General features: G+C 66.5%; 26 protein-coding genes and 1 riboswitch. Of the genes, 14 read left to right on the forward strand and 12 right to left on the reverse strand.

The features are described from left to right. Nucleotides 1–5: 5 nt before the first annotated feature. Nucleotides 6–1130 (reverse strand): saccharopine dehydrogenase family protein, encoded by a 1125-nt coding sequence (locus AC1D2L_RS18185; protein ID WP_476847295.1) that lies wholly within the window; start codon nt 1128–1130, stop codon nt 6–8. Nucleotides 1131–1253: 123 nt separating this feature from the next. On the opposite strand from AC1D2L_RS18185, the gene AC1D2L_RS18190 reads away from it, so the two are divergent. Further along, nucleotides 1254–1685: an Lrp/AsnC family transcriptional regulator gene (locus AC1D2L_RS18190; RefSeq protein WP_476847296.1), complete on the forward strand. Its 432-nt coding sequence runs from the start codon at nt 1254–1256 to the stop codon at nt 1683–1685. Nucleotides 1686–1708: 23 nt separating this feature from the next. Here AC1D2L_RS18190 and AC1D2L_RS18195 read toward each other — a convergent pair whose 3' ends face one another. The 8 genes from AC1D2L_RS18195 to AC1D2L_RS18230 form a co-directional block, all read right to left on the reverse strand. Then, complete coding sequence (locus AC1D2L_RS18195) at nt 1709–1984, reverse strand: formate dehydrogenase subunit delta (protein WP_476847297.1); 276 nt, start codon at nt 1982–1984, stop codon at nt 1709–1711. After that, nucleotides 1981–2823 carry a formate dehydrogenase accessory sulfurtransferase FdhD gene (gene fdhD, locus AC1D2L_RS18200; RefSeq protein WP_476847298.1) on the reverse strand — a complete coding sequence of 281 codons (843 nt, stop codon included), beginning with the start codon at nt 2821–2823 and terminating at the stop codon, nt 1981–1983. Before fdhD ends, AC1D2L_RS18195 begins: the two co-directional genes overlap by 4 nt. Next, a complete protein-coding gene (gene fdhF / locus AC1D2L_RS18205) occupies nt 2810–5692 on the reverse strand; it encodes a formate dehydrogenase subunit alpha (protein ID WP_476847299.1) in 2883 nt (960 codons plus the stop codon). The genes fdhD and fdhF overlap by 14 nt, the downstream gene beginning before the upstream one ends. Before the next feature lie 10 nt (nt 5693–5702). After that, the gene (locus AC1D2L_RS18210; protein ID WP_476847300.1) at nt 5703–7286 is read right to left on the reverse strand and encodes a formate dehydrogenase beta subunit; all 1584 of its coding nucleotides are present in this window, start codon (nt 7284–7286) and stop codon (nt 5703–5705) included. Next, nucleotides 7283–7762, reverse strand: coding sequence for an NAD(P)H-dependent oxidoreductase subunit E (locus AC1D2L_RS18215; RefSeq protein ID WP_476847301.1), 480 nt, complete (start codon nt 7760–7762; stop codon nt 7283–7285). Before AC1D2L_RS18215 ends, AC1D2L_RS18210 begins: the two co-directional genes overlap by 4 nt. A gap of 234 nt (nt 7763–7996) precedes the next feature. Then, nucleotides 7997–8911, reverse strand: coding sequence for a LysR family transcriptional regulator (locus AC1D2L_RS18220; RefSeq protein ID WP_476847302.1), 915 nt, complete (start codon nt 8909–8911; stop codon nt 7997–7999). A 126-nt stretch (nt 8912–9037) separates the two neighbouring features. Next, nucleotides 9038–9532: a tRNA (N6-threonylcarbamoyladenosine(37)-N6)-methyltransferase TrmO gene (gene tsaA / locus AC1D2L_RS18225; RefSeq protein ID WP_476847303.1), complete on the reverse strand. Its 495-nt coding sequence runs from the start codon at nt 9530–9532 to the stop codon at nt 9038–9040. Between the two features lie 4 nt (nt 9533–9536). Continuing rightward, nucleotides 9537–9743 carry a TOBE domain-containing protein gene (locus tag AC1D2L_RS18230; RefSeq protein ID WP_476847304.1) on the reverse strand — a complete coding sequence of 69 codons (207 nt, stop codon included), beginning with the start codon at nt 9741–9743 and terminating at the stop codon, nt 9537–9539. Nucleotides 9744–9860: 117 nt separating this feature from the next. On the opposite strand from AC1D2L_RS18230, the gene modA reads away from it, so the two are divergent. The 4 genes from modA (at nt 9861) to AC1D2L_RS18250 (ending at nt 12950) form a co-directional block, all read left to right on the forward strand. After that, complete coding sequence (gene modA / locus AC1D2L_RS18235; protein ID WP_476847305.1) at nt 9861–10664, forward strand: molybdate ABC transporter substrate-binding protein; 804 nt, start codon at nt 9861–9863, stop codon at nt 10662–10664. A gap of 34 nt (nt 10665–10698) precedes the next feature. Then, nucleotides 10699–11397, forward strand: a complete 699-nt coding sequence (gene modB, locus AC1D2L_RS18240) for a molybdate ABC transporter permease subunit (protein ID WP_476847306.1) — start codon at nt 10699–10701, stop codon at nt 11395–11397. Next, nucleotides 11394–12482, forward strand: a complete 1089-nt coding sequence (modC, locus tag AC1D2L_RS18245; RefSeq protein ID WP_476847307.1) for a molybdenum ABC transporter ATP-binding protein — start codon at nt 11394–11396, stop codon at nt 12480–12482. Before modB ends, modC begins: the two co-directional genes overlap by 4 nt. Nucleotides 12483–12569: 87 nt before the next feature. Next, nucleotides 12570–12950 (forward strand): winged helix-turn-helix domain-containing protein, encoded by a 381-nt coding sequence (locus AC1D2L_RS18250; protein ID WP_476847308.1) that lies wholly within the window; start codon nt 12570–12572, stop codon nt 12948–12950. A gap of 175 nt (nt 12951–13125) precedes the next feature. Here the strand turns inward: AC1D2L_RS18250 and AC1D2L_RS18255 are convergent, their stop codons facing one another. Further along, nucleotides 13126–14556, reverse strand: coding sequence for an aldehyde dehydrogenase family protein (locus tag AC1D2L_RS18255; protein WP_476847309.1), 1431 nt, complete (start codon nt 14554–14556; stop codon nt 13126–13128). 254 nt (nt 14557–14810) lie between these two features. After that, a riboswitch (TPP riboswitch) is annotated at nt 14811–14941 on the forward strand. A 95-nt stretch (nt 14942–15036) separates the two neighbouring features. On the opposite strand from AC1D2L_RS18255, the gene AC1D2L_RS18260 reads away from it, so the two are divergent. The 6 genes from AC1D2L_RS18260 to AC1D2L_RS18285 all read left to right on the forward strand — a co-directional run bounded on the left by AC1D2L_RS18260 (nt 15037) and on the right by AC1D2L_RS18285 (nt 20957). Then, on the forward strand, nt 15037–16113 hold the full coding sequence (locus AC1D2L_RS18260; RefSeq protein WP_476847310.1) for a LuxE/PaaK family acyltransferase: 1077 nt from the start codon (nt 15037–15039) through the stop codon (nt 16111–16113). Continuing rightward, on the forward strand, nt 16106–17569 hold the full coding sequence (locus AC1D2L_RS18265; protein ID WP_476847311.1) for an acyl-CoA reductase: 1464 nt from the start codon (nt 16106–16108) through the stop codon (nt 17567–17569). Before AC1D2L_RS18260 ends, AC1D2L_RS18265 begins: the two co-directional genes overlap by 8 nt. Next, the gene (locus AC1D2L_RS18270) at nt 17559–18323 is read left to right on the forward strand and encodes an ABC transporter ATP-binding protein (protein ID WP_476847312.1); all 765 of its coding nucleotides are present in this window, start codon (nt 17559–17561) and stop codon (nt 18321–18323) included. The genes AC1D2L_RS18265 and AC1D2L_RS18270 overlap by 11 nt, the downstream gene beginning before the upstream one ends. Continuing rightward, the gene (locus AC1D2L_RS18275; protein ID WP_476847313.1) at nt 18320–19069 is read left to right on the forward strand and encodes an ABC transporter permease; all 750 of its coding nucleotides are present in this window, start codon (nt 18320–18322) and stop codon (nt 19067–19069) included. Before AC1D2L_RS18270 ends, AC1D2L_RS18275 begins: the two co-directional genes overlap by 4 nt. Nucleotides 19070–19206: 137 nt before the next feature. Continuing rightward, nucleotides 19207–20178, forward strand: a complete 972-nt coding sequence (locus tag AC1D2L_RS18280; RefSeq protein WP_476847314.1) for an ABC transporter substrate-binding protein — start codon at nt 19207–19209, stop codon at nt 20176–20178. 11 nt (nt 20179–20189) lie between these two features. After that, nucleotides 20190–20957 carry an SDR family oxidoreductase gene (locus AC1D2L_RS18285; RefSeq protein ID WP_476847315.1) on the forward strand — a complete coding sequence of 256 codons (768 nt, stop codon included), beginning with the start codon at nt 20190–20192 and terminating at the stop codon, nt 20955–20957. Nucleotides 20958–20977: 20 nt separating this feature from the next. Here the strand turns inward: AC1D2L_RS18285 and AC1D2L_RS18290 are convergent, their stop codons facing one another. Beyond that, complete coding sequence (locus AC1D2L_RS18290; RefSeq protein WP_476847316.1) at nt 20978–21532, reverse strand: hypothetical protein; 555 nt, start codon at nt 21530–21532, stop codon at nt 20978–20980. Nucleotides 21533–21623: 91 nt separating this feature from the next. After that, a complete protein-coding gene (locus AC1D2L_RS18295) occupies nt 21624–22532 on the reverse strand; it encodes a LysR substrate-binding domain-containing protein (protein ID WP_476847317.1) in 909 nt (302 codons plus the stop codon). Nucleotides 22533–22654: 122 nt separating this feature from the next. Between AC1D2L_RS18295 and AC1D2L_RS18300 the strand changes: the two genes are divergently transcribed. From AC1D2L_RS18300 to AC1D2L_RS18310, 3 genes are read left to right on the forward strand one after another with little or no spacing between them, the layout of a single operon-like run. Continuing rightward, nucleotides 22655–23689 (forward strand): ABC transporter substrate-binding protein, encoded by a 1035-nt coding sequence (locus AC1D2L_RS18300; RefSeq protein WP_476847318.1) that lies wholly within the window; start codon nt 22655–22657, stop codon nt 23687–23689. Between the two features lie 27 nt (nt 23690–23716). After that, nucleotides 23717–24760, forward strand: a complete 1044-nt coding sequence (locus AC1D2L_RS18305; RefSeq protein WP_476847319.1) for an ABC transporter ATP-binding protein — start codon at nt 23717–23719, stop codon at nt 24758–24760. After that, entirely contained in the window at nt 24757–25620 is an 864-nt protein-coding gene (locus AC1D2L_RS18310; protein ID WP_476847320.1) for an ABC transporter permease, read from the forward strand. Before AC1D2L_RS18305 ends, AC1D2L_RS18310 begins: the two co-directional genes overlap by 4 nt. Nucleotides 25621–25663 lie beyond the last annotated feature (43 nt).

Here is a 25663-nt window from a genome sequence, read left to right on the forward strand (position 1 = left end):
CGGTCTCAGGCTGCGCGCGGAAGCTCTCCGCCGGAGAGAGCCTGCAGGTCCTGCGCCCGGGCGTAGACCTTGCCGAAACGGTTCGCCAGGAACGCGTTCAGGCCGATATCCTCCTGCCGGACGAAGCCGCTCTGCGGCAGGGTGCCGTTCGCCAGCATGTCGAGCACGGTGCAGATGCCGGCCGCGGTGGTGATCTGGATCGCGCTGCGCATCACGCCGTCGATGAGGCCGCTATAGACCTTGTGAGCATAGGTCTCCTGGACCAGCCGGCCGTTCTTGTAGCCGCTCGCGGCAACGAAGACGATGACGACGTCCTGCAGCGTGCTCGGCAGCGCGTTCTCGAAGATGTCCTTGAGCACGTCACGGCGATCGGCCAGGCGCAGGTCCTGCAGCAGCGTCTTCATGATGGCGCAATGGCCGGGATAGCGGATGGTCCGGTAGTTAAGCGTGCGGACCTTGCCGGCCAGCGTGTCGCAAAGTGTGCCAAGACCGCCCGAGGTGTTGAAGGCCTCATAGGCGACACCGTCGAGCGAGAACTCCTCGCGCTCCTCGAGGGCAGGCACCAGCGCGCGCTCGCCGCTGACGATCGCCTCGCAGGGCTCGCAATACTCGTTGATGATCCCGTCGGTGCTCCAGGTCAAGTTGTAGCCGAGCGCGTTGGACGGATACTGCGGCAGCGCGCCGACGCGCAGCTTGAGCGAGTCGAGCGTGTCGAAATCCTTGGCGAGGTCGTTGGCGACGATCGAGATGAAGCCGGGAGCCAGTCCGCATTGCGGGATCAGCGCGCCCTTTGCCGTCTGGGCGAGTTCCTTGACCCGCTTGGTGCTGGCGACGTCCTCGGTCAGGTCGAGATAATGCACGCCCAGCGGCGCAGCGGCCTCGGCGATGCGGGTCGTCAGCGCGAAGGGCGCAGCGCTCAGCACGGCGAAGCGACCGGTCAGCAGCGCCTTCAAGGCGGCTTCATCGGCGATGTCGATAACCTGGGTCGAGACGGTCGCGCTCGTGCGGATGCCGGCGAGCTGCGCCTCGGAGCGGTCGGCCACCACGACGCGGTAATCGCCAGACGTTCCCAGCAGATCCGCGATCGTCGCGCCGATCTTGCCCGCACCCACCACAACAATATCGCGCATCATTCTCAGTCCCTGAAATCTCTGTTCGGAGGCCAAGGTCGCCTGCCGCCTCGTCGGATAGAACCGTCAGCCACGACGATTCGACTGGAATATTTAGGCATATCGACGTAGAGACTGGTCATTATGACGACAGACCCCGCCGACCGCCTCCTGCTCGCCTTGCTGACCGAGAACGCCCGCGCACCGGTGGCCGAGCTCAGCCGCAAGCTCGGGCTCTCCCGCACCACGGTCCAGAGCCGTCTCGAGCGCCTGGAGCGGCGCGGCGTCATCGCCGGCTACACGACAAGACTGTCCGACGAGCATGAAAAGGGGCTGGTGCGTGCCCATGTCCTGATCACGGCGGGCCCGAAGGCCGCACCGAAAGCCGAGGCCGAGTTGCGGAAGATCCCGGAGGTCCAGGCGCTGCATTCCGTGAGCGGGCATTTCGACATGATCGCAATCGTCGCGGCGCCCTCGATCGGGGAACTCGACCGCCTGATCGACCGGATCGGAGCACTCGACGGCGTCGAGCGCACGATGTCCTCGATCATCCTCTCGACCCGCATCCAGCGCTGAGCCGAAAGAGCGCCGGTGTCGGCTCAGCCCTGGCTGCGATCGGCCCGAATTCCCGCCAATGCCTTCGCGACCAGCGGGCGCAGTTCCGGCGAGGCCTCGTTGAACGCCGAGACGAAGTCCTCGCGCATCCGGCGCGTCCAGAACTCGTTGATATGGCTGGCGATCGAGGCCACCGCCTGGTCCTCGGGATAGGCGACGAAGAAGTCGGCGATCTGCCCGGCCATGCGCGCCAGCTTGGCGTGCTGTTGCGCCTTGTAGGCGTCGGCATCATGCGTCGTCATGGCAGCGGCCTGCATCATCGCGATACGGTTTCCAGATCGGGCGCGAGCGACCCGGCAAAGACGGTGCAGCCATCGCGCCTCGCGATCGAGACCAGGCTCAACCCGAGCGCCGTCGCCCGTTCGATGGCCAGCGATGTCGGCGCCGAGATCGAGACCAGCGTTCCCGCGCCGAAGATCGCAGTCTTCTCGACCATCTCGAACGAGGCGCGACTGGTGACCAGCATGAAGCCCTCGCTGGCGGCCGCGCTTGCCCGCAGGCGCGCGCCAATCAGCTTGTCGAGCGCGTTGTGCCGCCCGACATCCTCGCGCACGGTCACGATCCCCCCTCGCGCATCGCACCAGGCGGCCGCGTGCACCGCGCGGGTCAACTGGCCCAGCGGCTGCTGCTGCTCGAGCGCATCCAGGGCCGCCTGGACCGCGGAGGCCATGATCGGCGCGCTCTGCCGGCTGCCGGCCTCGGCCTGCGGCATTTCGGCGATGGTCTCCACCCCGCACAACCCGCAGGAGGTGCGCCCGGACAGATTGCGCCGCCGTGCCAGGTGATCGCGGAAGCGCCCCGGCGCGAGATCGACCGTGACGACGATGCCGTCCTGCTGCGGCATGACCGCGATCGCGCGGATCTCGTCTGCGCGCTGCACGATGCCTTCGGTGAGGCTGAAACCCGTGACGAAATCCTCGAGATCGGCGGGCGTCGCCATCATCACCGCATAGGGCATGTTGCCATAGACGATGTTGACCGGAGCCTCGACCGCCACATCGACGGTCGTCGCAGTGCTGCGTGCGCTGCCGAACCGCACCGGCTCGGCGGCGACGGCCAGGGATGCCGGCGGCTGGGCTGGTGATTTACTCTGCGGCATCCGGCAAGCGCTCCGCGATCAGACGCAGGCTGATATCTTCTTCCCGGTTCTTGTCCTGCCACTGCGAATAATGGTTCGTGCGTCGGACCTCCACAGCCGTGACCTTGTATTCGGGGCAATTCGTCGCCCAGTCCGAGAAGTCGGTGGTAATCACGTTAGCGCCGGTCTGCGCATGGTGGAAGGTGGTGTAGACCACGCCGGGTTGCATCCGCTCGGAGACCTCCGCCCGAAGCGCGATGTCGCCGGAGCGACTGGCGATAGAGACCAGATCGCCCGAATTGATGCCGCGATTTTCGGCATCGAAGGGATGGATCTCCAGCACATCCTCGTCATGCCAGGCCTGGTTCGCGGTGCGACGCGTCTGCGCGCCGACATTGTACTGCGACAGGATGCGCCCGGTGGTCAGGATCAGCGGGAAGCGTGCCCCCGTTCGCTCCTCGGTCGGCACATATTCGGTGATCATGAACTTGCCCTTGCCGCGCACGAAGCGATCGACATGCATCAGCGGCGTGCCGGTCGGGGCGCTCTCGTTGCAGGGCCATTGCACGGAGCCGAGTTCGTCGAGCTTGGCATAGGAAACGCCAGCGAAGCTCGGCGTGAGCCGGGCGATCTCGTCCATCATCTCGCTGGGATGGCTGTAGTCCATCTCGTAGCCCAGCGCCTTGCAGAGATCGATCGTGACCTGCCATTCCGCCTTGCCCGAGAGCGGCTCCATCACTTTCCGGACGCGGTTGATGCGGCGCTCGGCATTGGTGAAGGTCCCGTCCTTCTCGAGGAAGGAGGAGCCCGGCAGGAAGACATGGGCGTATTTCGCCGTTTCGTTCAGGAAGATGTCCTGGATCACGACGCATTCCATCGATGCCAGGCCGGCAGTGACGTGCTGCGTGTTGGGGTCGGACTGGGCGATGTCCTCGCCCTGGATATAGAGCCCCTTGAAGGTGCCCCCCACGGCCTCGTCGAGCATGTTGGGAATGCGAAGGCCCGGCTCCTGATCGAGCGACACGCCCCACAGCGTCTCGAAGGTGTGTCGCGTCGCGTCGTCGGCGACATGCCGATAGCCGGGAAGTTCGTGCGGGAAAGAGCCCATGTCGCAGGAGCCCTGGACATTGTTCTGCCCGCGCAGCGGATTGATGCCGACACCGTCGCGCCCGATATTGCCGGTCGCCATAGCGAGGTTTGCCATCGCCATCACCGTGGTCGAGCCCTGGCTGTGCTCGGTGACGCCGAGGCCATAGAAGATCGCGCCATTGCCGCCGGTGGCATAGAGCCGCGCCGCCGCGCGGACATCGGCTGCCGGAACGCCTGTGAACGCCTCGCTCGCCTCGGGCGAGTTGCGCTGCTCGGCGATGAAGCGGGCCCAGACCTCGAAGTCGACGAGATCGCAGCGCTCGCGCACATAGTCCTCGTCGATCAGTCCTTCCGTGACCACGACATGCGCGATCGCGTTGATCAGCGCGACATTGGTGCCCGGCATCAGTTGCAGGTGATAGTCCGCCTCGACATGCGGCGACCTGACGAGGTCGATCCGGCGCGGATCGGCGACGATCAGCCTTGCACCCTCCCGCAGGCGCTTCTTCATCCGCGAGGCGAAGACCGGGTGGCCGTCGGTCGGGTTGGCCCCGATGACCAGGATGACGTCTGCCTGGTCGACCGACTTGAAATCCTGCGTGCCCGCCGAGGTGCCGAGCGTCGTCTTCAGCCCGTAGCCGGTCGGCGAATGACAGACGCGCGCGCAGGTATCGACATTGTTGTTGCGGAAGGCGGCGCGCACCAGCTTCTGGATGAGGAACACCTCCTCATTGGTGCAACGAGAGGAGGTGATCGCACCGACGGACTCCCGGCCATATTGGCCCTGGATGCGCTTGAATTCCGAGGCTGCATACCCGATCGCCTCGTCCCACGACACCTCCCGCCAGGGATCGGTGATTTTCTCCCGCAGCATCGGCCTTGTGATGCGGTCCTTGTGGGTGGCATAGCCCCAGGCGAAGCGGCCCTTGACGCAGCTATGGCCCTCATTCGCCTTGCCGTCCTTGTAGGGCACCATGCGCACGACCTTGTCGCCCTGCATCTCGGCCTTGAACGAGCAGCCGACGCCGCAATAGGCGCAGGTCGTGATCTTCGAATGCTCCGGCTGGCCCATCGCGATGACGGAGTTCTCGATCAGCGTCGCCGTCGGGCAGGCCTGCACGCAGGCACCGCAGGAGACGCATTCCGAGCCGAGGAAGTCTGTCGGCCCAGCCGCCACGCGGGAGTCGAAGCCGCGGCCGGTGATCGTCAGCGCGAAGGTGCCCTGCACCTCCTCGCAGGCGCGCACGCAGCGATTGCAGACGATGCATTTCGTGGGGTCGTAGGTGAAATAGGGGTTGGAGGTGTCCTTCCCCAGCCAGTTCTCGTTGGCGAGCCCGTCGGAGCGCTCGGCGAAGACGTGGTTTTCGCCCTCATAGCCGTAGCGCACCTCGCGCAGGCCGACCGCGCCGGCCATATCCTGCAATTCGCAGTCGCCATTGGCCGAGCAGGTCAGGCAGTCGAGCGGATGGTCGGAGATGTAGAGCTCCATCACCCCCTTACGCAGCCCGGCCAGATTTTCCGACTGGGTGCGGACGACCATGCCCTCTTCGGCCGGCGTCGTGCAGGAGGCCGGCGTGCCGCGCCGGCCCTCGATCTCGACGAGGCAGAGCCGGCAGGAGCCGAAGGGCTCCAGCGAATCCGTGGCGCAGAGCTTCGGGATGGCCGTGCCCATCGACATCGCGGCCGCCATCACCGAGGTACCGGCCGGCACGGTCACGCTCTGGCCGTCTATGGTCAGCGTCACCGTCCTCTCGGCGAGGCGGATCGGCGTGCCGAAGTCGATTTCCTTGATCAGGCTCATCGAACCCTCCTCATTCGGCAGCCAGCGGCACGGGAGCGAAGGGGCCGGCCGGCCGGTCGAAATCCTCGGAAAAATGATCGAGCGCGCTCATCACGGGCATCGGCGTCAGTCCGCCCATGGCGCAGAGCGAGGCGTCGGTCATCAGCTTGTTGAGATCGCGCAGCACGGCGATGTTCTTCGGCCGCTCCACGCCGGCGATGATGCGGTCCATCACCTCGACGCCGCGCGTCGCGCCGATGCGGCAGGGCGTGCACTTGCCGCAGGATTCCTTGGCGCAGAATTCGAAGGCGAAGCGCGCCTGCCTGGCCATGTCGACGGTATCGTCGAAGACGACGATGCCGCCATGGCCAAGCATCGCCCGCATGGAGGCCAGCGCCTCATAGTCCATCGGCACGTCGAGCTGTGCCGCCGTGAGATAGGCGCCCAGCGGCCCGCCGACCTGCACAGCGCGGATCGGCCGGCCCGAGCGCGTGCCGCCGCCCATGTCCTCGATGATCTCACGCAGCGAAATCCCGAAGGCTAGCTCGATCAGCCCGCCGCGCTTGATGTTGCCGCCGAGCTGGACCGGCAACGTGCCGCGCGAGCGGCCCATGCCGTAATCCGCATAGGCCTTCGCGCCATGCGCCAGGATCCAGGGCACGGCGGCGAATGAGAGCACGTTGTTCACGACGGTCGGCTTGCCGAACAGGCCCTGCAGCGCCGGGATCGGCGGCTTTGCCCGCACGATGGCGCGCTTGCCCTCCAGGCTCTCGAGCAGCGAGGTCTCCTCGCCGCAGATATAGGCGCCGGCGCCCAGCCTCACCTCCAGATGGAAAGCCTGCCCGCTGCCGAGGACGGAGGCGCCCAGGATGCCGGCGGCCTCCGCCTTCAGGATCGCGCGCTGCAGTGTGCGATGCGCGTGCGGGTACTCGGAGCGCAGATAGATGTAGCCCCGCGTCGCGCCGACCGCGATGGCGGCGATCGCCATGCCCTCGATCAGCAGGAAGGGGTCTCCCTCCATCAGCATCCGGTCGGCGAAGGTGCCGCTGTCGCCCTCGTCGGCATTGCAGACGATGTATTTCTGGTCGGACTGCGCGTCGTGGACGGTCTTCCACTTGATGCCGGTCGGGAAGCCGGCGCCCCCGCGCCCTCGGAGGCCGGAGGCCTTGATCTCCTCGACGATCCCGGCACCCGTCATCGCGATCGCGGCCTTGAGCCCCGCGAGCCCGCCATGGGCCTGGTAGTCCGCGAGCGAAAGTGGATCGGTGACGCCGATGCGCGCAAAAGTCAGCCGCTGCTGGCGCTTCATCCAGTCGAGCTCTTCGATCGGTCCCAGCGCCAGGGCATGGCTGCTGCCGGACAGGAACCCGGCATCGAAGAGCCCGGCGACATCGCGCGCGGCGACGGGGCCAAAGGCCACCCGTCCCTCTCCCGTCTCGACCTCGACCAACGGCTCCAGCCAGAGCATGCCGCGCGTGCCGTTGCGCACGATCTCGACAGCGAGCCCGCGCGCCTGTGCCTCGTTCGCGATGGCCACGGCCACGGCTTCCGCCCCGACCGAGAGCGAGGCGGCGTCGATCGGCACGAAAACGCGAATGGGAGCGGCGACGCTCATGAGTTGAACCTCGCCGCACCGCAGAGTTCGGCCAGCCGGTTGGCATCTACGCGGCCGATCAACTCGCCATCGACGAGCGCCGAGGGTCCGAGCGCGCAATTGCCGAGACAATAGACAGTCTCGACCGCAAACCGGTCGCCGTCCCGGTGCTCATCGACCTTGATGTCGTGCTCGCGGGCCAACTGCTCGACCACGGCTTCGCAGCCGACGGACTGGCAGGCCTCGGCCCGGCACAGCTTCACCACCCGGGGCGGCTGCGGCTTGGTCTTGAAATCATGATAAAACGAGATCGTGCCATGAACCTCGGCGCGGGACAGGTTCAGCGTCTCGGCGATCACAGGAACGGCAGCCGGGTCGATATAGCCGAAGGCGTCCTGAAGGGCGTGGAGCATCGGCAGCGTCGCGCCCTCGAGATGAGCGAGGCCTGCAACGATAGCACGGGCCTCGTCCTGATCCCAGGCTGGATAATGCGGCATCTCTCCTCCATCCGGCCGGTTTGTCCGGTCGTCGTGTTGAGGGACAGCCTGCGCCAATCTGGAATGATTTCAAATCGTTTGTATCGACCAGATGATAGTCATAACCTATTAAAAGCCAAAGTTTCAGGAAGCTGCGGGCTCCCAACCACCGTCCGGTTCCGCGAAAACATCATCGCTCTTATGGTTTCTGGCCGAGTCGTCGGCTGCCGGAGCACACCAATCGATAGACCAAAACTATTTGACGATGGGTCGCCGCGGCAGTCCGGCATCGGCCACGGGCTGCGTCATGGTCAGCAGGTTGCGTGCGAGCGGCGCCATTGGCTGCCGATCCGCGACGATCAGCCCGATCGTGCGCTGCGCCTCGGGTTCGACGAGGGGCAGCGCCTTGGTGCCCAGTGGGACCCCAAAGAACTCGAGAAGCTGCAACGAGACGATGCTGGAGACGCCCTGCATGCCGGCATGGGAGCAGAGGTTGAAGATCGAGTTGGTCTCGATCGCGGGGCTCGGGCTGTGCCCCACGGAGCGGAAGATGCCATCGATGATCCGGCGGTTCTGCATGTCGGCGGTGAGCAGGCAGAGCTTTTGCCCCGCGGCTTCCGCCCAACTTATGGCATCGCGCCCGCCCAACGCGCCGTCCTCGCGCGTCAGCAGGACATAGGATTCCTGGTAGATCGGCTTCGAGATCACGCGTTCCAGCGGCTCGTTGTCGAGATAGGTGAGCCCGACATCGAGCTCGAAATTGTCGATCCGGCTCTGGATTTCCTGCGAGGTCAGCGACAGCACCGTCAGCGAGACCGTCGGATAGCGCTCGGAGAACGGCGCGGTGATATGCGCGATCATCGGCAGGGCCGTCGGGATCGCGCCGATGCGGATGCGGCCGCTCACCCCCTCGCGCAATTCCGCGATGGTCTCCCTCATCACCTCCGCCTCGGCCAGCATGCGCCGCGCATGCGCCAGCACGACCTCTCCCTCGCGGGTAAAACCCTGGAAGCGCCGGCCGCGCTCGACGATCAGCACGCCCAGTTCTTCCTCGAGCTGCGTGATCGCGGCCGACAGCGTCGGCTGCGAGACGTGGCAAGCCTCGGCCGCCCGGCGAAAATGCTTTTCGCGGGCGAGCGCGTCGAGATAGATGAGTTGGCGGATGATCATGCGCGCCCAGGAACCCCAGCGTCCGCCGCGGGCAGCGGCTGCCTTGGCTCCGGTACAGCTTTTGGGCGAATGGCAGAGTTTCGCAAGCCCCGGCGATCAATCCGACAGCCTGGACCGCCCCATCGCTCACGCCTCCGTTTGGAAGTCGCCTGGCTGAGGTGGAGCGATCGGCGTGAACAACGTGCGATCCGGCTTGATGTCGAGCAGCGGCGTATCGTCGAGGCAATCCAGCCCTCTCACAAGCAGGACCGCACCCTGCCGCTCGACCAGCTGCACGATCGAGGTCCCGATCGGATTGGGCCGGACCGGTGAGCGCAGCGCAAAGGTGCCGTGCACCTCGCGGTTATTGGCCGGGCTCTGGCGCACGAGATCGCGACGCGACTGGTGCAGCCAGTACAAGACCTCCAGCCGCTCGAAGCGCTCGACGCCCTCCAGCGCGGCGACCCAGGGCTCGAAGATCTCGATGCGGCAGATCGGTCCGTCGAGACGCCCCTGCCGGGGGCAGACGAGCCGCGAGGTCCAGGGCGTGGTGATGCGTCCGATGAAGGTCAGGCCGGCATCGGTCGGCGGCGGCGGGACGACGGCGACCTCGGCCTCGCGGATCTCGTTTTCGCGGACCATGGCGTTAGTCGATCGCGATCATGACGTCGGACGCCTTCACCACGGCATAGGCGTCCTGCCCGACCGCCAGCTCGAGCTCATCGACGGCTGTGTTCGTGATGGCGGCGGTCACGACCGTGCCTCCGACATCCAGCCTGACATGCGCCGTGGTCGCTCCCTTGGTGACCTCAACGATCCGGCCCTTGAGCTGATTGCGCGCGCTGATCTTCACGTCTGGCCTCCTGGTCACTGCGGGGGACATAGGCGGGCACCGGCCTCTCGACCCGGCCGTCGGAATCGTTATATTCGGACGTAGCTAACGGTTGCAACCAGCGCGAGGACACGCCCGATGATCACCCGCCGCCGCATCTTGGGTTTCGCGACAGCCTTCGCAATCGGTCTCGGACCTGCGATCACCTCAGTGCAGGCCCAGACAAAGGAAGTTGTGATCTTCGCCGCCGCCAGCCTCAAGAATGCGCTCGACGACGCAGCCGCGGCCTGGGTCAAGGCGACAGGCAAGCCGGCGCCAAAAATTTCCTATGCGGCGAGCAACGCGCTCGCCAAGCAGATTGAACAGGGCGCGCCCGCCGATCTCTTCATCTCGGCCGATCTCGACTGGATGGACTACGTCGCCGGCAAGAACCTGATACGCCCCGAAACGCGCGTCAGCCTGCTCGCGAACCGTATCGCCCTGATCGCGCCAGCGGATTCGACCGCAAAGGTCGCGCTGTCCTCCGGCGTTGACCTGAGCGCGGCGCTCGCCGGCGGCAAGCTCGCCATGGGCAATGTCGACTCAGTGCCGGCCGGCAAGTACGGCAAGGCCGCCCTGGAAAAACTCGGGAGCTGGGACAAGGTCAAGGACAGCGTCGCGCAGGCCGACAATGTCCGCGCAGCCTTGCTGCTGGTCGCGCGTGGCGAGGCCCCGCTGGGCATCGTCTACACCACCGACGCGGCGGCCGAGCCCAAGGTCAAGGTCATCGCGACCTTCCCGGAAGAGACCCATCCGCCGATCATCTATCCGGTCGCGGTGCTGAAGGAGTCCAGGAACCCCGACGCGCAGGGCTTCCTGACCTATCTGCGCGGCGCGGGCCCCAAGGCGGCCTTCGAGAAACAGGGCTTTACGGTACTGAACAAGCCTGCCAATGCGAGCTGAGCGCGTCCGGGATCGAAAAGGCTGAGATCACAAGGTGAGCGACTGGCTCTCGCCCGAGGAATGGACAGCGCTGCGCCTCAGCCTGCTCGTCGCGACCACAGCGATGCTGGCGAGCCTGCCGCTCGGCATCGCGGTGGCCTGGCTGCTGGCGCGCGGTCGCTTCTGGGGCAAGTCGGTCCTCGACGCGGCTGTCCACCTGCCTCTGATCATGCCGCCGGTCGTCACCGGCTACCTCCTGCTCATCGGCTTTGGGCGGCGCGGCCCGATCGGCCAGTTCCTCTATGACTGGTTCGGCATCGTCCTGTCCTTCCGCTGGACGGGCGCAGTCCTGGCGGCGGCGGTGATGAGCTTTCCGCTGATGGTGCGCGCGATCCGGCTCTCGATAGAGGCCGTCGATCGCAAGCTGGAGGACGCGGCCGGCACGCTGGGGGCAAACCCCTTTTGGGTCTTCTGCGTGGTCACGCTGCCGCTCTGCCTGCCCGGCATCGTGGTCGGCATGATCCTCTGCTTCGCCAAGGCGATGGGCGAATTCGGCGCCACCATCACCTTCGTCTCCAACATCCCCGGCGAGACCCAGACCCTGCCCTCGGCGATCTACACCTTCACGCAGGTCCCCGGCGGCGAGGCCGGCGCCATGCGCCTGACCCTCATCTCGATCGCGATTTCGGTCGCAGCGCTCTTCGCCTCGGAATTCATGGCCCGCTTCGTGGGGCGACGGATCTCCGTCGAATGAGCCCCGTGATCGAGATCGCCGTCGAGCACCGGCTCGGTGCCTTCCAGCTCGACGCCGCCTTCACCTCGGACGGCCGGCTGACGGCGCTCTTCGGGCGTTCGGGCTCCGGAAAGACCTCGCTGGTCAACATCATCGCCGGGCTGATCTGTCCGCAATCCGGCCGGATCGTCATCGACGGGCAGGTGCTGGTCGATACGAAAGCCGGCATTTTTACGCCAAAGCATAGCCGCCGCATCGGCTATGTCTTCCAAGAGGCGCGGCTGTTCCCGCATCTCACCGTGCGCCAGAACCTGCTCTTCGGGCGCTGGTTCGCCCCCCGCCACGCGCCCGCCAGCAGCGAATTGGCCGGCGTGCTCGACCTGCTCGGGATCGGCCACCTGCTCGAGCGGCGACCCGGCGCGCTTTCGGGTGGTGAGAAGCAGCGTGTCGCGATCGGCCGCGCCTTGTTGTCGAAGCCGCGCCTGCTGCTGATGGACGAGCCGCTCGCCTCGCTGGACGAAGCCCGCAAGGCAGAAATCCTGCCCTATATCGAGCGGCTGCGCGACGAGATCCGCGTGCCCATCGTCTATGTCTCGCACTCCGTCCCGGAAGTGGTGCGGCTCGCTACGACGCTGGTCACGGTCGATCACGGCCGCGTCACGGCCTGTGGTCCGACAACGGAGGTGATGTCGCGCCTCGATGTCGGCGGGCTCTCGGGCGCGGCCGAGGCCGGCTCGGTGATTGCGGCCGAGGTCGAGAGCCATGACGATGCCTTTGGCCTGACGCTGCTGCGCTGCCCCGCAGGCCCTTTGCAGGTGCCGCGCACTTCATTGCCGATCGGTAGCACGACGCGCCTGCGCATCCTGGCCAGCGACGTGTTTCTCAGCCTGACGCCGCCAAGCGGTGTCAGCGCGCTCAACGTCCTGCCCGGAACCGTGGTCGAGATCGGGCCGCGTCGCGATGGGCCGGCCGTGGAGTTGCGGCTCGACTGTAATGGAGTGCCCCTCCTCGTCCGCCTCACGGCGAAATCGGTCGCCGCGCTGGCGCTGGCGCCGGGCATGCGGGTCTATGCGATGATCAAGACCGTCTCGATGGACGCGAACTGAGCGCGAGGCAGTTCACAGGCCGTCGCAATGTCGGGTGATGGCGGGACGGAAATCGTCTAGAACGCGACATCGCGCAAGGAAGCCTCGATGCCTCGTCCCAAACCTGAAAGCCGCTCGGCCCAGCTCAGCCTCAGGATCGACTTCAAGCCTCTGGGCCGTCTCGGGCCGGGCAAGATCCAGCTGCTGGAGGCCATCGAGGAGACCGGCTCGATCTCGGGCGCCGGCCGCGCCATGAAGATGTCCTATCGCCGCGCCTGGCTGCTGGTCGACGAACTCAACCGGATGTTCCGCAAGCCGCTGGTCGAGGCCGCGCCTGGCGGCAGCAATGGCGGCGGCGCGCATCTCACGCCGATGGGGCGCGAGATCGTGGCGCATTATCGCGCCATCGAGAGCAAGGCGATGAAGGCCGTCTCCCTCCATATCGAAGCCCTGCAGGACGCCGCAGCCGAGCCGGCCGCGACGCCCTGAGGCAATAACTTTGGTCTAGAACACTTCGTCATCCTGGGGCGGCGCGAAGCGACGATCCCGGGATCCATCCTGGGGCGCCTTGCCCCTCGATGGATCCCGGATCAGCGCGGCTTCGCCGCTTGTCCGGGATGACGGCGCGGTTTGTGAGCCACGCCGCCAACTCAGAACGAACCGGTCACGCCGCCTCGTAGCCGACGGTGCCCTTGATCTCCAGGAACTCCTCAAGACCGAAATCGGCGTATTCGCGGCCGTTGCCCGACTGCTTGTAGCCGCCGAAGGGCGCGCCTGCGTCCCAGGCCGGGTAGTTGATGTAGACGTTGCCGCTGCGCATCTTCGCCGCGACCTTGCGGGCGCGATCGAGCGAGCCGGACTGGACGTAAGCGGCCAGGCCATAAGGCGTGTCGTTGGCGCGCTTCACCACCTCGTCCTCGTTCTCATAAGGCAGGATCGAGAGCACGGGGCCAAAGATCTCCTCGCGGGCGATGGTCATGTCGTCGGTGACGCCACCGAAGACGGTGGGCCGGACGAAATAGCCGCGATTGAGGTCCTCGGGACGCCCCGGTCCGCCGGCGACGAGCGTGGCGCCTTCCTTGATGCCGGCCTCGATCAGGCCCTGCACCTTGTTGTACTGGGCCTCACTGACGACCGGGCCGAGGAAGACGCCATCGGTCGCGGGAGCACCGACCTTGAGTGGCTCGGCGACCTGCTTGGCGATGGCGAGCGCCTGCTCATGCAGCTTCGCAGGCACGAACATGCGGGTCGGCGCATTGCAGGACTGTCCGGAGTTGCGCATCACGCTCTCGACGCCGAGCTTCACGGCCTTGTTCAGGTCGGCATCGTCCAGGATGATGTTGGCCGACTTGCCTCCCAGTTCCTGATGCACGCGCTTGACCGTGTCGGCCGCAGCCTTGGCGACCAGGATGCCGGCGCGGGTCGAGCCGGTGAACGAGACCATGTCGACTTCCGGATGGCGCGAGATCGCCTCGCCCACCGTCGGGCCGTCGCCATTGACGAGGTTGAAGACGCCCTTGGGCACGCCGGCCTCATGCATGATCTCGGCAAAGATGATCGCGTTGAGCGGGGCGATCTCGGAGGGCTTCAGCACCATGGTGCAGCCGGCGGCCAGCGCGGGCGCGACCTTGCACATGATCTGGTTCATCGGCCAGTTCCACGGCGTGATCATGCCGACGACGCCGATCGGCTCCTTGGCGATCAGGGTGGTGCCGCGCACCTCCTCGAACTCGAAGCCCTCGAGCGTCTGGATCATCTTGGCGAGATGGCCGGTGCCCATCGCAGCCTGCGCCTTGTGGGCGAGATCGAGCGGCGCGCCCATCTCGCGCGACAGCGTCTCGGCGATGTCGGCATAGCGCGTCTTGTAGACCTCGAGCACGCGCCGCATCAATGCCAGCCGCTCGGCCTTGGTGGTCGCTGCAAAGGCCGGGAAAGCCGCGCGGGCGGCAGCGATCGCCTTGTCGACATCGGCCTGCTCGCCGAGCGCGATGGTGGCGAAAGCCTCCTCGGTCGAGGGATCGATCACGTCCAGCGTGCGCGAGCCGGAGGGCTGGACCCATGCGCCATCGATATAGAACTGCAAATTATGCGACATGATGTGATCTCCGAAGGCCGGTTTGGCCGGAAAAAGGGCGAAGCCGCGTCACGAACCCGGGAATGCGGAGCATTCGGCATGGCGCGGCAGGGAAGCCGCCGGCAGGCCATCGCCATCGGCAGCTCGTTCCGCGTCAAGGTGTAGGCGCTATGGCGCAGGCCAGCAATCTCGTCGCGGCGTGGCGCACTGCGCTGGGCGCAGTTCCGCCAGACACCGCCATTCTTGACAGGATGGTGATGCAGCCCCCATCTTCGGCGCGTTCCCAGGGGGGCCTCGCTAGGAGGCTGAGATTCCGCCGGTTCGAGCCAAAACTCGGACAACGCGGTGACCCTCCGAACCTGATCCGGGTCATACCGGCGTAGGGATGCGGGACATCGGGCGGCTCGACGCCCCATTTCCATGCTCGCGCGCATTGGCCCAGGTCGATGGCTGCCCTCTGGCATCGTGCCGGATCGGCGGTCCCGACGAGGTGGGCAAGACGTGACGCAAGACGACATCATCGCCGCGCTGCTGGCGTTCCTGGATCGCACCGATGCGACCGACGCCGATTTCGAGCGCATGGCGCTGCAGGTTTTCGCCTACCAGTTCGCCAACAACCTGCCCTATCGCCGCTTCGCCCAGCAGCGCGGCCGCACGCCGCTCTCCGTGCGCAGTTGGCGCGATATCCCGGCCGTGCCGATCACCGCCTTCAAGGATCTGACGCTGAGCTGCTGCCCGCCCGAGGCGGCGCAGCGCGTCTTCATGACCAGCGGCACCACCCGCGACGTCAAGGGCCGCAGCTATCATCCGACGCTGGCGGTCTGGGACGCCTCGATGATCCCGACCTTCCGGGCGCGCTTCATGCGTGGTCTGCCCCGCATCCGCATGGGCATCCTGTTCCCCGACGAGCAGACGCTGCAGAACTCCTCGCTGGCGCATTACCTCGCGGTCGCGCTGCGCGAGTTCGGCACGCCCGACAGCGCCGTGATGATCGGCGAAACCGGTCTCGACATGGAGCGACTGCTGGCAGCGCTGGCGACAGCCGAGGCAAGCGGCGAGCCCTACGCGCTGCTCGGCGCCAGTTTCAGCTTCGTGCATCTGCTCGACGAATTGCAGCGCCCGGGCCGGCGCTTCGCCCTGCCGCCGGGCAGCCGCGTGCTCGACACCGGCGGCTTCAAGGGCCAGTCGCGCGAGCTGGCGGCCGATGAATTCTACGATGGCCTCTCGGCCGCGCTCGGCATCCCCCGTAGCGCCTGCATCAACATGTACGGCATGACCGAGCTCAGCACGCAGTTTTACGATGACGGCAACGAGACCTGCCCCTCGCTGAAATCGGGCCCGCACTGGATCAGGAGCCGTGTCGTCGACCCCGTCACCGGGCGCGACCTCCCCGAAGGCACGACCGGCGTGCTGGTCCATCACGACCTCGCCCATTTCAACTGCGTCTCGGCCATCCTGACCGAGGATGCCGGCATCATCGAGCCCGGCGGTTTTCGCCTGCTCGGCCGCGTCGACGGCGCTGATTCAAAAGGCTGCTCGGTCGCGGTCGAGGAATTCCTGAAAGCCGCCCGTGGCTGAGCGCGCGATTGAATATGCCGGGCACCTGCCCGGCCTCGCCATCGAAGAGATCGAGTGGCGCACGCTCAGCTTCAGCGCCTGGGGCGAAACGCTGGATGTGCGCGTTCCCGCGCTCACGCCGGCGCAGGGCAAGGCGCTGGCACGGCGCGTCCGCGACAATGCGCGCGGCTACCTCAAGACCCTGAGCACGGCCGAGATCGTCGCCATCATCGACCGCGCAAGCGCGCGCCTGCTCGACCGCGACGATCCCTGGCGCCGCAAAATGGAGCGCCTGCTCCCGATCGTCACCGGCTACGACCCGGAGATGGTGCGGCTGGGGCTGACCGGCTACCTGAAAACCTTTCGTGGCCCGCAGCTTCAGCGCTTCCTCAGCGAGGATTTCGCCAATCCGTCCGTGCTCGATGCTTTCCAGCCCGCCGTGAAGGGCGGTTTTGCGCGCGCCTACGGGCCGGAGCTGCTGCTGCATGTCTGGGCCGGCAACGTGCCGGGCCTGCCGCTCTGGAGCCTGATCTCGGGGCTGCTGGTCAAGGCCGGGACGATCGGAAAAGTGCCGAGCGCCGAGCCGCTGTTCGCAAGCTGGTTTGCCAAGCTTCTGGCCGAGATCGACCCGCGCCTCGGCGAATGCCTTGCCGTGGTCTGGTGGAAGGGCGGCGACGCCGTGAGCGAGGCGGCCTGGCTTTCGGAGGCCGACACCGTCGTCGCCTATGGCGGCAACGAGGCGCTTGCCGCCATCCGGGAGCGTGTCCCAATCACCACGCGCTTCCTGCCGCATGGCCACAAGATCGGCTTCGGCATGGTCTCGCGGGCGGCGCTGAATACGCGCAAGGCCGGGCCGCTCGCGCGGCTCGTCGCGCACGATGTCACGCGCTGGGAGCAACAGGGCTGCTACTCCCCGCAGATGCTCTTCGTGGAACGTGGCGGGCGGGTATCGCCCAGCGAGTTCGCCGGGCTGGTGGCGAATGAACTCGCGGGCTTCGCGCAACGCCAGCCGCGCCGCGCACTTTCAATGGCCGAAGCGACGGGCCTCGCCCATTGGCGCAACACGCAGGAAATGCGCGCCTTCGCGAATGAGGGCAGCGGCCTGATCGGCGACTCCGCCGACGCCTGGAGCGTCGCCTATATCGACCATCCCGAGCCGCTCGCGCCCAGCGCCCTCAACCGCACGATCAGCATCGCCGCGGTCGAGAGCCTCGAAGAGGTCGTGTCGCTCATCGCGCCCGCCCGCCCCTTCCTGCAGACGGCCGGCGTCGCAGCCGCGCCTGATGAGCTGATCCGTCTCGCGGGCCTGCTCGGGCAAGCAGGCGTCACCCGCATCACCGCATTCGGCGCGATGGCCTCGCCGGAAGCCGGTTGGCACCATGATGGCCGCTTCAACCTGCTCGACCTCGTCACCATCACCGAGATCGAGCAGGCCGCCGAGCATGCGGCAGAAGGCTTTGCGCCTTATGTCGATTGATCGCCTCGAAACCGGCTTCGTCGTCATCGACGGCGCGCGCTATGGCTATGGCGACTGGCCGGCCATCGTCGACGGCGTCGACTGGGAAATCCCGCGTGGCGGCTTCCACTGCCTCGTCGGGCGCAGCGGTTGCGGGAAAACCACCCTGCTCAAGCTCGCGGCGGGCCTGCTGCTGACCGACCAGGGTTCGGTGCGCATCGACGGCGCCACCTTGCGCGGACCTGGAGAACGTATCGGTTTCGTCTTCCAGGCGCCGACCCTGCTGGAATGGCTGAGCGTGCTCGACAACGTGCTGCTGCCACTCTCGCTGAAGCGCCGCCTTCGCCCGGAGGACCGACATAAGGCGATGGAGTTGCTGGCGCTCGTCTCGCTCGACGCCTATGCCGACAGGCATCCCTCGCAACTCTCTGGGGGCCAGCAGAGCCGCGTTGCCGTGGCGCGCGCGCTGGCGACGGAGCCCGATCTCCTGCTGCTCGACGAGCCCTTCGCGGCGCTCGATGCCCTCACCCGCGAGGAGTTGCAGGACGATCTCTTGAGGCTCTGTGCGCTGCGGGCGACCACCGTGCTGTTCGTCACGCACGACATCAACGAGGCCGTCTACCTCGCCGACCGGGTCGCGATCATGGCCTCGGGCAAGCTGCGTCACGAGTTGGCCATCGACCTGCCCCGCCCGCGCAGCCGCGAACAGCGCTACAGCGAACCTTTCAACGCGCTCTGCCGCGAGTTGAGGGACGCCATGGATATCGCGCCATGACCGCGCGCCTGTGTTCCGCGCTGCTGCTGGTCGCCCTGCTCGCCGGGTGGGAGGCGTATTGCCGGCTCAGTGGCGTTCCGGCGCTGATCGTACCGCCGCCCTCCTCCGTGCTGGCGACGCTGTGGGGCGAGATCGCCAGCGGCCGCCTGTGGCCGCATCTTCAGGTCACCGCCACCGAAATGACGCTGGGACTGGCGCTGGGCTGCGTCATCGGCCTGCTCGCCGGCATCCTGCTGGCGGAAGCCGATTTTCTGGGCCGCTTGCTTCACCCCTACATCGTCGCCAGCCAGGTCGTGCCAAAGCTGGCGCTGGGGCCGCTCTTCATCATCTGGTTCGGCTTCGGGATGACATCCACAATCGTGATCACGGCGCTGATCTGCTTCTTCCCGCTGATGGAGAACACTGCGACCGGGCTGCGACAGGTCGACCCCGCCCGGCGCGAGCTTTTCCACATGTTGGGCGCCAGCTGGCTCCAGACCCTGCTGCGGCTGAAACTGCCGAGCGCCCTGCCGGTGATCATGGCGGGCCTGCGCGTCGCGGTCGTGCTGTCGCTCGTCGGGGCGGTCGTGGGCGAGTTCATCGGCGGCCGCGCCGGCCTCGGCGCCTCGATCATCGCCGCCCAGAGCGTGATGGATTCCAGCCTGATGTTCGCGCTGTTCATCGTGATCACGGCGCTCGGGATGCTGTTCTACCAGGCCGCGCTCGCGGTCGAGCGCTTTGTCTTACGTCACCATTTCAAGGTTTAGCCATGTCCTCGATCGCCCGCGCCCACTCCCCGAGCCCTCATCCTGAGGAGGCCCGCAGGGCCGTCTCGAAGGATGCTTCAGTGGGCTCCGGCACCTGCTGGAACATCCTTCGAGACGCCGCTTCGCGGCTCCTCAGGATGAGGGCAGCGGGGCTGACCGCAATTGCGCTCATTGCAACCGTCTCGAACTCCGCTCAGGCCCAGCCCCTCGACAAGGTCACGGTCGCCGGCTGGAGCCAGCCGATCAGCGAGATCACCAACCTGCTGGCCGAGCCCGACAAGGGCTTCTTCAAGGCCAGGGGCATCGCGCTCGATTATGTGCCTGGCACCGGCGGCGGTTCGGCCATCACCACCATGCTGACCGGCCAGGCCGACATCGCCTTCACTGATCCCGCCGCGCTCTATCTCGCGCTCGACAAGGGCGAAAAGCTGGTCACGATCTACAATGTCTATCCGCGGAACGTCTTCAACGTCGTCGCGCCGAAGTCCAAGGGCATCCGGACACCCGCCGACCTCAAGGGCAAGCGCATCGGTGTCTACAGCCTGTCGAGCGGCACCCGCCAGAACCTGCAGGTGCTGCTGAACCAGGTCGGGCTGGCCGAGACCGACGTCTCGATCGAGGTCACGGGGCTGCTGAACTTCGCGCCGTTGATCCAGGGTCAGGTCGATGCCACGGCCGCCACCGATACCGGCCTGCTGGTGGCCCGCGCCAAGGGGCTCACCGACGTCGACGTCATCGAGGTCAAGGATCACCTCAACCTGCCCAGCGACATCTTCGTGGTGACGCAGGCGACCTATGAGGCCAAGAAGCCGCTGCTGAAGCGCTTCCTCGCAGCCTATCGCGACAGCGCCGCCTGGATGATCGCGAAGCCCGAAGAGGCGGCAAGGCTCGCCGTGACGCGCGCCATCAACGGTCGTGACGAGGCGGTGAACCTCGAGATCATCAAGTTGCGCAACATCTCGACAGTGTCGGCCATAACCGACGCCAAGGGGCTCGGCCATTTCGACCCCGAAGTGATGCAGAAGGGGGCCGACACCTTCCAGAAGCTCGGCCTGATCGCAAAGCCCCTCGACATGGGCGCGATCGTCAAGACCGACCTGATCCCCTGAGGGCGCCGATCATGAAATTCCGCGACAGGACGATCCTCGTCACCGGCGCCAGCCGCGGCATCGGGGCAGCGCTGGCAAAGGCGTTTGCGGCTGAGGGCGGGCTGGTGATCGTCAACTATCGCAGCAATGCCGAGGCCGCGCTTGAGGTCGTCGAGACTTGCGAGGCGGTGGGTGGGCGTGCTGTGGCGATCGCAGCCGATGTGACCTACGAGGCCGAGGTTGGCGCGATGATCGCAAGGATCGGCGACGATGTCGGCAGGCTCGATGTCGTCGTCAACAACGCCTTCGCGCCCTATGTCTTCGATCCCGATGATCGCCAGCGCTTCTGGGAGACGCCCTGGTCGGCCTATCAGACGCAGATCGATGGTGCGCTGAAAGCGACCTACAATGTCTGCCAGGCCGTGCTGCCGCTGATGAGGCAGCGCGCGCAAGGCTCGATCGTCAACATGGCGAGCGACCTCGTGGCGCGCCCGAGCATTCCCTATAACGACTACACCACGGCCAAGGCGGCACTGATCGGCTTCAGCCGCACGCTTGCCGCCGAACTCGGCCCGCTCGGCATCCGCGTGAACTGCGTCGCGCCGGGGCTGGTCTATCCGACGGATTCCAGCCGGACGACCAGGGAGGAGATCAAGGAGATGCTGATCGCGCAGACGCCGCTGCGACGCATCGCAGATGTCGAGGATGTCGTCGGCCCCGTCCTGTTCTTGGCCTCGGACTGGAGCCGCTTCGTCACGGGGCAGACATTGCATGTCGATGGCGGGCTGGTCATGACCTGACCCGCCATCGCGCTTGCGGTTTACGGCACCACGACCCCGCGCGAGCGTCCGCCCGCGACCTTGCAAGAGCAACCTGCGCCCAGTGCCGATGCGTTGATCAGCGTACAGGTCTTGACCGGCGTCTCGCAGGACCCGCCGACCCCGCCCTGCTCCGGATAGCTCTCATAGACCGGGTAGGCTGGGTACGCGGGATAGTCGTAGTCGTAATAGGGATAAGCCGCCGCCGCGCCGAGCGCGAGACCGGCGGCGGCACCCGCATAGGGATAATAGCCGCGCCGGTTATAGCCGTAGTAGCGGCCCGGATAGCCGCGAGGACCGCGCCAGCCATAACCCGCGCCCGGACGCACGACGCCGCCACGCCAGCCTGCGCCTCCGGCTCCTGGCCGAATCCCGCCGCCATATTGGCGCGGCGCCATCCCCGGCTGGCGCATGCCGCCGCCGAAGCCGCCGCCGCCAATAGCGCCTCCGCCACCGATCCGCGCGCCGCTGGCGGCATCGACCTGTGCGCTGGCCCCGCCGGAGCTGAATGCCAGCAGCGGCATGACCGAAGCCGCGATGAGTAATATGCGTCGCATGATGCATCTCCCCTGCCTGTTGACGTCATCTCTCGAAACGTGCGGTTGCGCAGAGCGTTCCATGTCTGCGCAAGCGGCATCGCCATGGAGGCTACATCGCAGCCGCCTTGTCTATGGCGGCGAGTACGGCGCTGCGGACGCGCTCGGCGAAATCCAGCGCGACGCCGGATCGCGCGCGGCCGGTTCCCCAGATCGTCGCGATCTCGAACTGGACGGATGGTCGCAGCGGGCGGATCTCGATCCCCCTCCCGTGATACTCGGCCGCCGTGAACGGATCCACGACGGAGACCCCGGCACCGGCCGCGACGAGGCCGCACGCGATCATCGACAGTGGCGTTTCGATCCGTGTGACGCGCGGCACACCATGGGCTTGGAACAGGGCATCGACCCGATACCGCAACTGTGTCGGGTGCTCGAGCGAGACAAAGGACTCCCCGGCGAAATCCTCCGGCGCCAGCACGGCCTTGCGCGCCATGCGATGCCCGACGGGCATGATCGCGACCTGCTCGCCCTTGGGCAGCAGTTCGACATCGATCCCGGGAAAGTCGAGCGGCAGTTGGGCGAAGCCTACCTCGCAGAACCCGGAGGTGACCCAGTCCACCACCTGCGACGAGATGCTGCCATAGATCGAGATTTCGAGGTCGGGGCGCTGTTCGAGATACTCGCCGAGAATGCGCGGCAGGAAGCCGACATTGAAGGCCGGCAAAGCTGCCACGCGCAGCGATCCGGCGCGGCCTTCGCGGAGATTCCGCGCGGCGTTCTCGATCCGCTCCAGCCCGACGAACTGGCGCTCGACCTCGCGATACAGCGACAGCGCTTCGTTGGTCGGAACCAGGCGCGCGCCGCGCTTGGCGAACAGGATCAGGCCCAGGGCGTATTGCAGGTCCTGGATCAGCCGGCTGACGGCTGGTTGCGTGACGTTGAGCGTGCGCGCGGCATTGGTGATGCCGCCGGTCACGATCACGGTACGGAAGGCCTCGATCTGTCGCGGATTGAGCACGGCATTGATCTCCCCGAGCCACTCATAACATTACGGCATGTCCCGGGCTAATCTTTCGATTTGACCAAGTTCAGACTGTCGCAGAACCTCTCTGGATCACTCGAAAACGAGGAGGGGAACAGATGAAGCTCGCCATCACATTCGCACTGGTCGCCGGCACCGCGCTCGCCGAAAGCGCCGCCTTCGCCCAGCAGAAGACCATGTATGTCGCCGGCTATGGCGGATCCTACGAACAGGTGCTGCGCAAGGATATCATCCCGGCCTTCGAGAAGCAGGCCAACGTCAAGATCGAATACGTAGCCGGCAACTCGACCGACACGCTGGCAAAGCTCCAGGCCCAGAAGGGCAACCAGCAGATCGACGTCGCCATCGTCGATGACGGCCCGGCCTATCAGGCGGTCGCGCTGGGCTTCTGCGGCACGCTGACCGACGCCGCGATCTACAAGGACGTCGCGCCGGTGATGCGCTTCAAATCGAACAAGGGCGTTGGACTGGGCCTCGTCGGTACCGGGCTGTTCTACAACAAGAAAATCTTCGACGAGAACAAGTGGCCGGCCCCGACCTCGTGGAACGACCTGAAGTCTAAGACCTATGGCAAGAAGATCGTCTCGCCGCCGATCAACAACACCTACGGCCTGCATGCCCTGATCGCCTTTGCGGCGATGAACGGCGGCGGCGAGAACAACATCGAGCCGGGCTTCAAGGCCTTCAAGGACGAGATCAACCCCAACATCGTCGCCTATGAGCCGTCGCCCGCCAAGATGACCGAGCTTTTCCAGAACGGCCAGGCCGTGCTCGGCGTCTGGGGCTCGGGCCGCGTCAAGGCGTTCGCGGATACCGGCTTCCCGGTCGAGTTCGTCTATCCCAAGGAAGGCGGCTACGCACTCGGCTCGGCTGCCTGCCCGATCGAGGGCGCAAAGAACCCGGCCGAGGCAAATGCCTTCATCCAGTTCCTGCTGACGCCGCCGATCCAGAAGGTGTTGGCGACGGGCGCCGGCTTCGGCCCCGCCAATGTGACGGTCACGCTGACGGAAGCCGAGCGCAAGGGCCTGCCCTATGGCGACGAGGTCAAGAACCTCAAGGCGGTCGACTGGGAGGTCGTCAACGCCAAGCGCGAGGACTGGACCAAGCGCTGGAACCGCGAGGTCGAGCGCTAATCGCGACATCGCAAGCGGGTCGCCGTCATGTCGCATCTCGTTCTCGAAGGGCTGGGCAAGTCCTATGGTAGCGTCGCCGCTGTCGACTCCGTCGCGCTGAGCGTCGAGCGGGGAGAGTTCATCTCCCTGCTCGGCCCCTCCGGCTGCGGCAAGACCACCACGCTGCAGATGATCGCCGGCTTCGTGCAGGTCGATCGCGGCCGCATCCTGCTCGACGGCGCCGATCTCGGTGCCGTCGCGCCCAACAAGCGCGGGCTCGGCATCGTTTTCCAGAGTTACGCGCTGTTCCCGCACATGACGGTGGCGGAGAACATCGCATTCGGCCTCGAGATGCGCGGCATAACAAAGGCCGAGCGCGACAGCCGCACGGCCGAGGCGATGGCGCTGGTCGGGCTGAGGGGTTTTGAAGACCGCTATCCAAGGCGCATGTCCGGCGGCCAGCAGCAGCGCGTCGCGCTGGCGCGCGCGCTCGTCATCAAGCCCTCCCTGCTGCTGCTCGACGAGCCGCTCTCCAATCTCGACGCCAAGCTGCGCGAAGAGATGCAGTCCGAATTGCGCCAGATCCAGCGCACCGTCGGCACCACCACGATCCTCGTCACCCATGACCAGCACGAGGCGATGGCCCTGTCCGACCGGATCGTGCTGATGAACCATGGTCGCGTCGAGCAGATCGGCACGCCCGACGGCGTCTACGGGGCGCCAGCCAGCGCCTTCGTCGCCAACTTCCTCGGCAAGACCAACCTGCTGAAGGGCACCGGCAACGGCTACGGCACGGTGACCATCGGCAACCTCGCCCTGGCGATGGGCGGCACGGCCTCCGGCGCGACCCAACTCGCGGTGCGTCCCGAACGGTTTTCTTTTGCCGGCACAGGCGAGCCCGGCTTCGAGGCGCGGATCACCAGCCGCGTCTTCCAGGGCGCGCACTGGCTGCTCGGGGCCGAGAGCGAGGCCGGACCGCTCGTGCTGATGCGCCCCAACAATGGCGGCCCGGTCCCGGTCGAAGGCGAGACCGTCGCGGTCACCTTCACCGCCGCCGACGCCGCACTCCTTGGCGAAGGTGTCACGCGATGAGCGCTGCCGCGCGTCAGATGACGCCCTATTGGCTGACCGGGCCGGCGCTGCTCGTTTTCCTGGGCCTCGTCATCGTGCCGCTCGGTATGACAGTGCTGCTCTCCTTCTACGATTGGGGCCAGTACAAGGGCATCGTGCCGGAGTTCACGCTGAAGAACTGGGCCGAGATCGTCTCGGATTCCTATTTTTACCAGATCTTCCTGCGCACCTTTCGGATCGCCATCCTGGTGACGCTGTTCTGCATGCTCATAGGCGTGCCGGAAGCCTACATCCTCAACCGCATGGCACCGGCCTGGCGCAGCGCCTTCCTGCTCGTGATCATCGGCCCGCTGCTGGTCTCGGTGGTGGCGCGCACGCTCGGCTGGGCGCTGCTCTTGGGCTCGACCGGGCTGGTCAATCAGGGGCTGATCAAGCTCGGGCTGATCGCGACCCCGCTCGAGTTCATGTTCACCGAGACCGGCGTGGTGATCGCCCTGATCCACGTGCTGATCCCCTTCATGATCCTGGCGGTCTGGGCCTCGCTGCAGCGCCTCGACCCGCAGATCGAGAACGCCGCGCTCTCGCTCTGCGCCGGCCGGATCACGATCTGGCGCCGGGTGATCCTGCCGCAGATCGTACCGGGCATCCTTTCGGGCTCGATCATCGTCTTCGCGCTGGCCGCAAGCGCCTTCGCCTCGCCGGCGATCATCGGCGGACGCCGGCTCAAGGTCGCCGCCACGCTCGCCTATGACGAGTTCCTGAACACGCTGAACTGGCCGCTGGGCGCCGCCGTCGCCTGCCTGCTGCTGGTCGCCCTGGTGCTGATCACCGTCGGCTCGAACCGGCTGATCGAGCGCCGCTATGCGCAGGTGTTCGAATGAGCCGCCACCCCAGCCCGCCCAAGCACGCCGTCATCCCGGGCGG

It is taken from the genome of Allobosea sp. P1_B10 (assembly GCF_056406735.1).

What these genes read in the sequence shown, in the direction of transcription:
- AC1D2L_RS18255 (WP_476847309.1), bottom strand. Translation starts at nt 14,556, where the DNA reads ATGTCGCATAATTTGCAGTTCTATATCGATGGCGCATGGGTCCAGCCC.
- modC (WP_476847307.1), top strand. Translation starts at nt 11,394, where the DNA reads ATGAGCCCCGTGATCGAGATCGCCGTCGAGCACCGGCTCGGTGCCTTC.
- AC1D2L_RS18280 (WP_476847314.1), top strand. Translation starts at nt 19,207, where the DNA reads ATGAGGGCAGCGGGGCTGACCGCAATTGCGCTCATTGCAACCGTCTCG.
- AC1D2L_RS18220 (WP_476847302.1), bottom strand. Translation starts at nt 8,911, where the DNA reads ATGATCATCCGCCAACTCATCTATCTCGACGCGCTCGCCCGCGAAAAG.
- AC1D2L_RS18290 (WP_476847316.1), bottom strand. Translation starts at nt 21,532, where the DNA reads ATGCGACGCATATTACTCATCGCGGCTTCGGTCATGCCGCTGCTGGCA.
- AC1D2L_RS18185 (WP_476847295.1), bottom strand. Translation starts at nt 1,130, where the DNA reads ATGCGCGATATTGTTGTGGTGGGTGCGGGCAAGATCGGCGCGACGATC.
- AC1D2L_RS18250 (WP_476847308.1), top strand. Translation starts at nt 12,570, where the DNA reads ATGCCTCGTCCCAAACCTGAAAGCCGCTCGGCCCAGCTCAGCCTCAGG.
- AC1D2L_RS18285 (WP_476847315.1), top strand. Translation starts at nt 20,190, where the DNA reads ATGAAATTCCGCGACAGGACGATCCTCGTCACCGGCGCCAGCCGCGGC.
- modA (WP_476847305.1), top strand. Translation starts at nt 9,861, where the DNA reads ATGATCACCCGCCGCCGCATCTTGGGTTTCGCGACAGCCTTCGCAATC.
- AC1D2L_RS18270 (WP_476847312.1), top strand. Translation starts at nt 17,559, where the DNA reads ATGTCGATTGATCGCCTCGAAACCGGCTTCGTCGTCATCGACGGCGCG.
- AC1D2L_RS18300 (WP_476847318.1), top strand. Translation starts at nt 22,655, where the DNA reads ATGAAGCTCGCCATCACATTCGCACTGGTCGCCGGCACCGCGCTCGCC.
- AC1D2L_RS18305 (WP_476847319.1), top strand. Translation starts at nt 23,717, where the DNA reads ATGTCGCATCTCGTTCTCGAAGGGCTGGGCAAGTCCTATGGTAGCGTC.
- AC1D2L_RS18190 (WP_476847296.1), top strand. Translation starts at nt 1,254, where the DNA reads ATGACGACAGACCCCGCCGACCGCCTCCTGCTCGCCTTGCTGACCGAG.
- tsaA (WP_476847303.1), bottom strand. Translation starts at nt 9,532, where the DNA reads ATGGTCCGCGAAAACGAGATCCGCGAGGCCGAGGTCGCCGTCGTCCCG.
- AC1D2L_RS18210 (WP_476847300.1), bottom strand. Translation starts at nt 7,286, where the DNA reads ATGAGCGTCGCCGCTCCCATTCGCGTTTTCGTGCCGATCGACGCCGCC.
- AC1D2L_RS18310 (WP_476847320.1), top strand. Translation starts at nt 24,757, where the DNA reads ATGAGCGCTGCCGCGCGTCAGATGACGCCCTATTGGCTGACCGGGCCG.
- AC1D2L_RS18195 (WP_476847297.1), bottom strand. Translation starts at nt 1,984, where the DNA reads ATGATGCAGGCCGCTGCCATGACGACGCATGATGCCGACGCCTACAAG.
- AC1D2L_RS18275 (WP_476847313.1), top strand. Translation starts at nt 18,320, where the DNA reads ATGACCGCGCGCCTGTGTTCCGCGCTGCTGCTGGTCGCCCTGCTCGCC.
- AC1D2L_RS18215 (WP_476847301.1), bottom strand. Translation starts at nt 7,762, where the DNA reads ATGCCGCATTATCCAGCCTGGGATCAGGACGAGGCCCGTGCTATCGTT.
- fdhD (WP_476847298.1), bottom strand. Translation starts at nt 2,823, where the DNA reads ATGCCGCAGAGTAAATCACCAGCCCAGCCGCCGGCATCCCTGGCCGTC.
- fdhF (WP_476847299.1), bottom strand. Translation starts at nt 5,692, where the DNA reads ATGAGCCTGATCAAGGAAATCGACTTCGGCACGCCGATCCGCCTCGCC.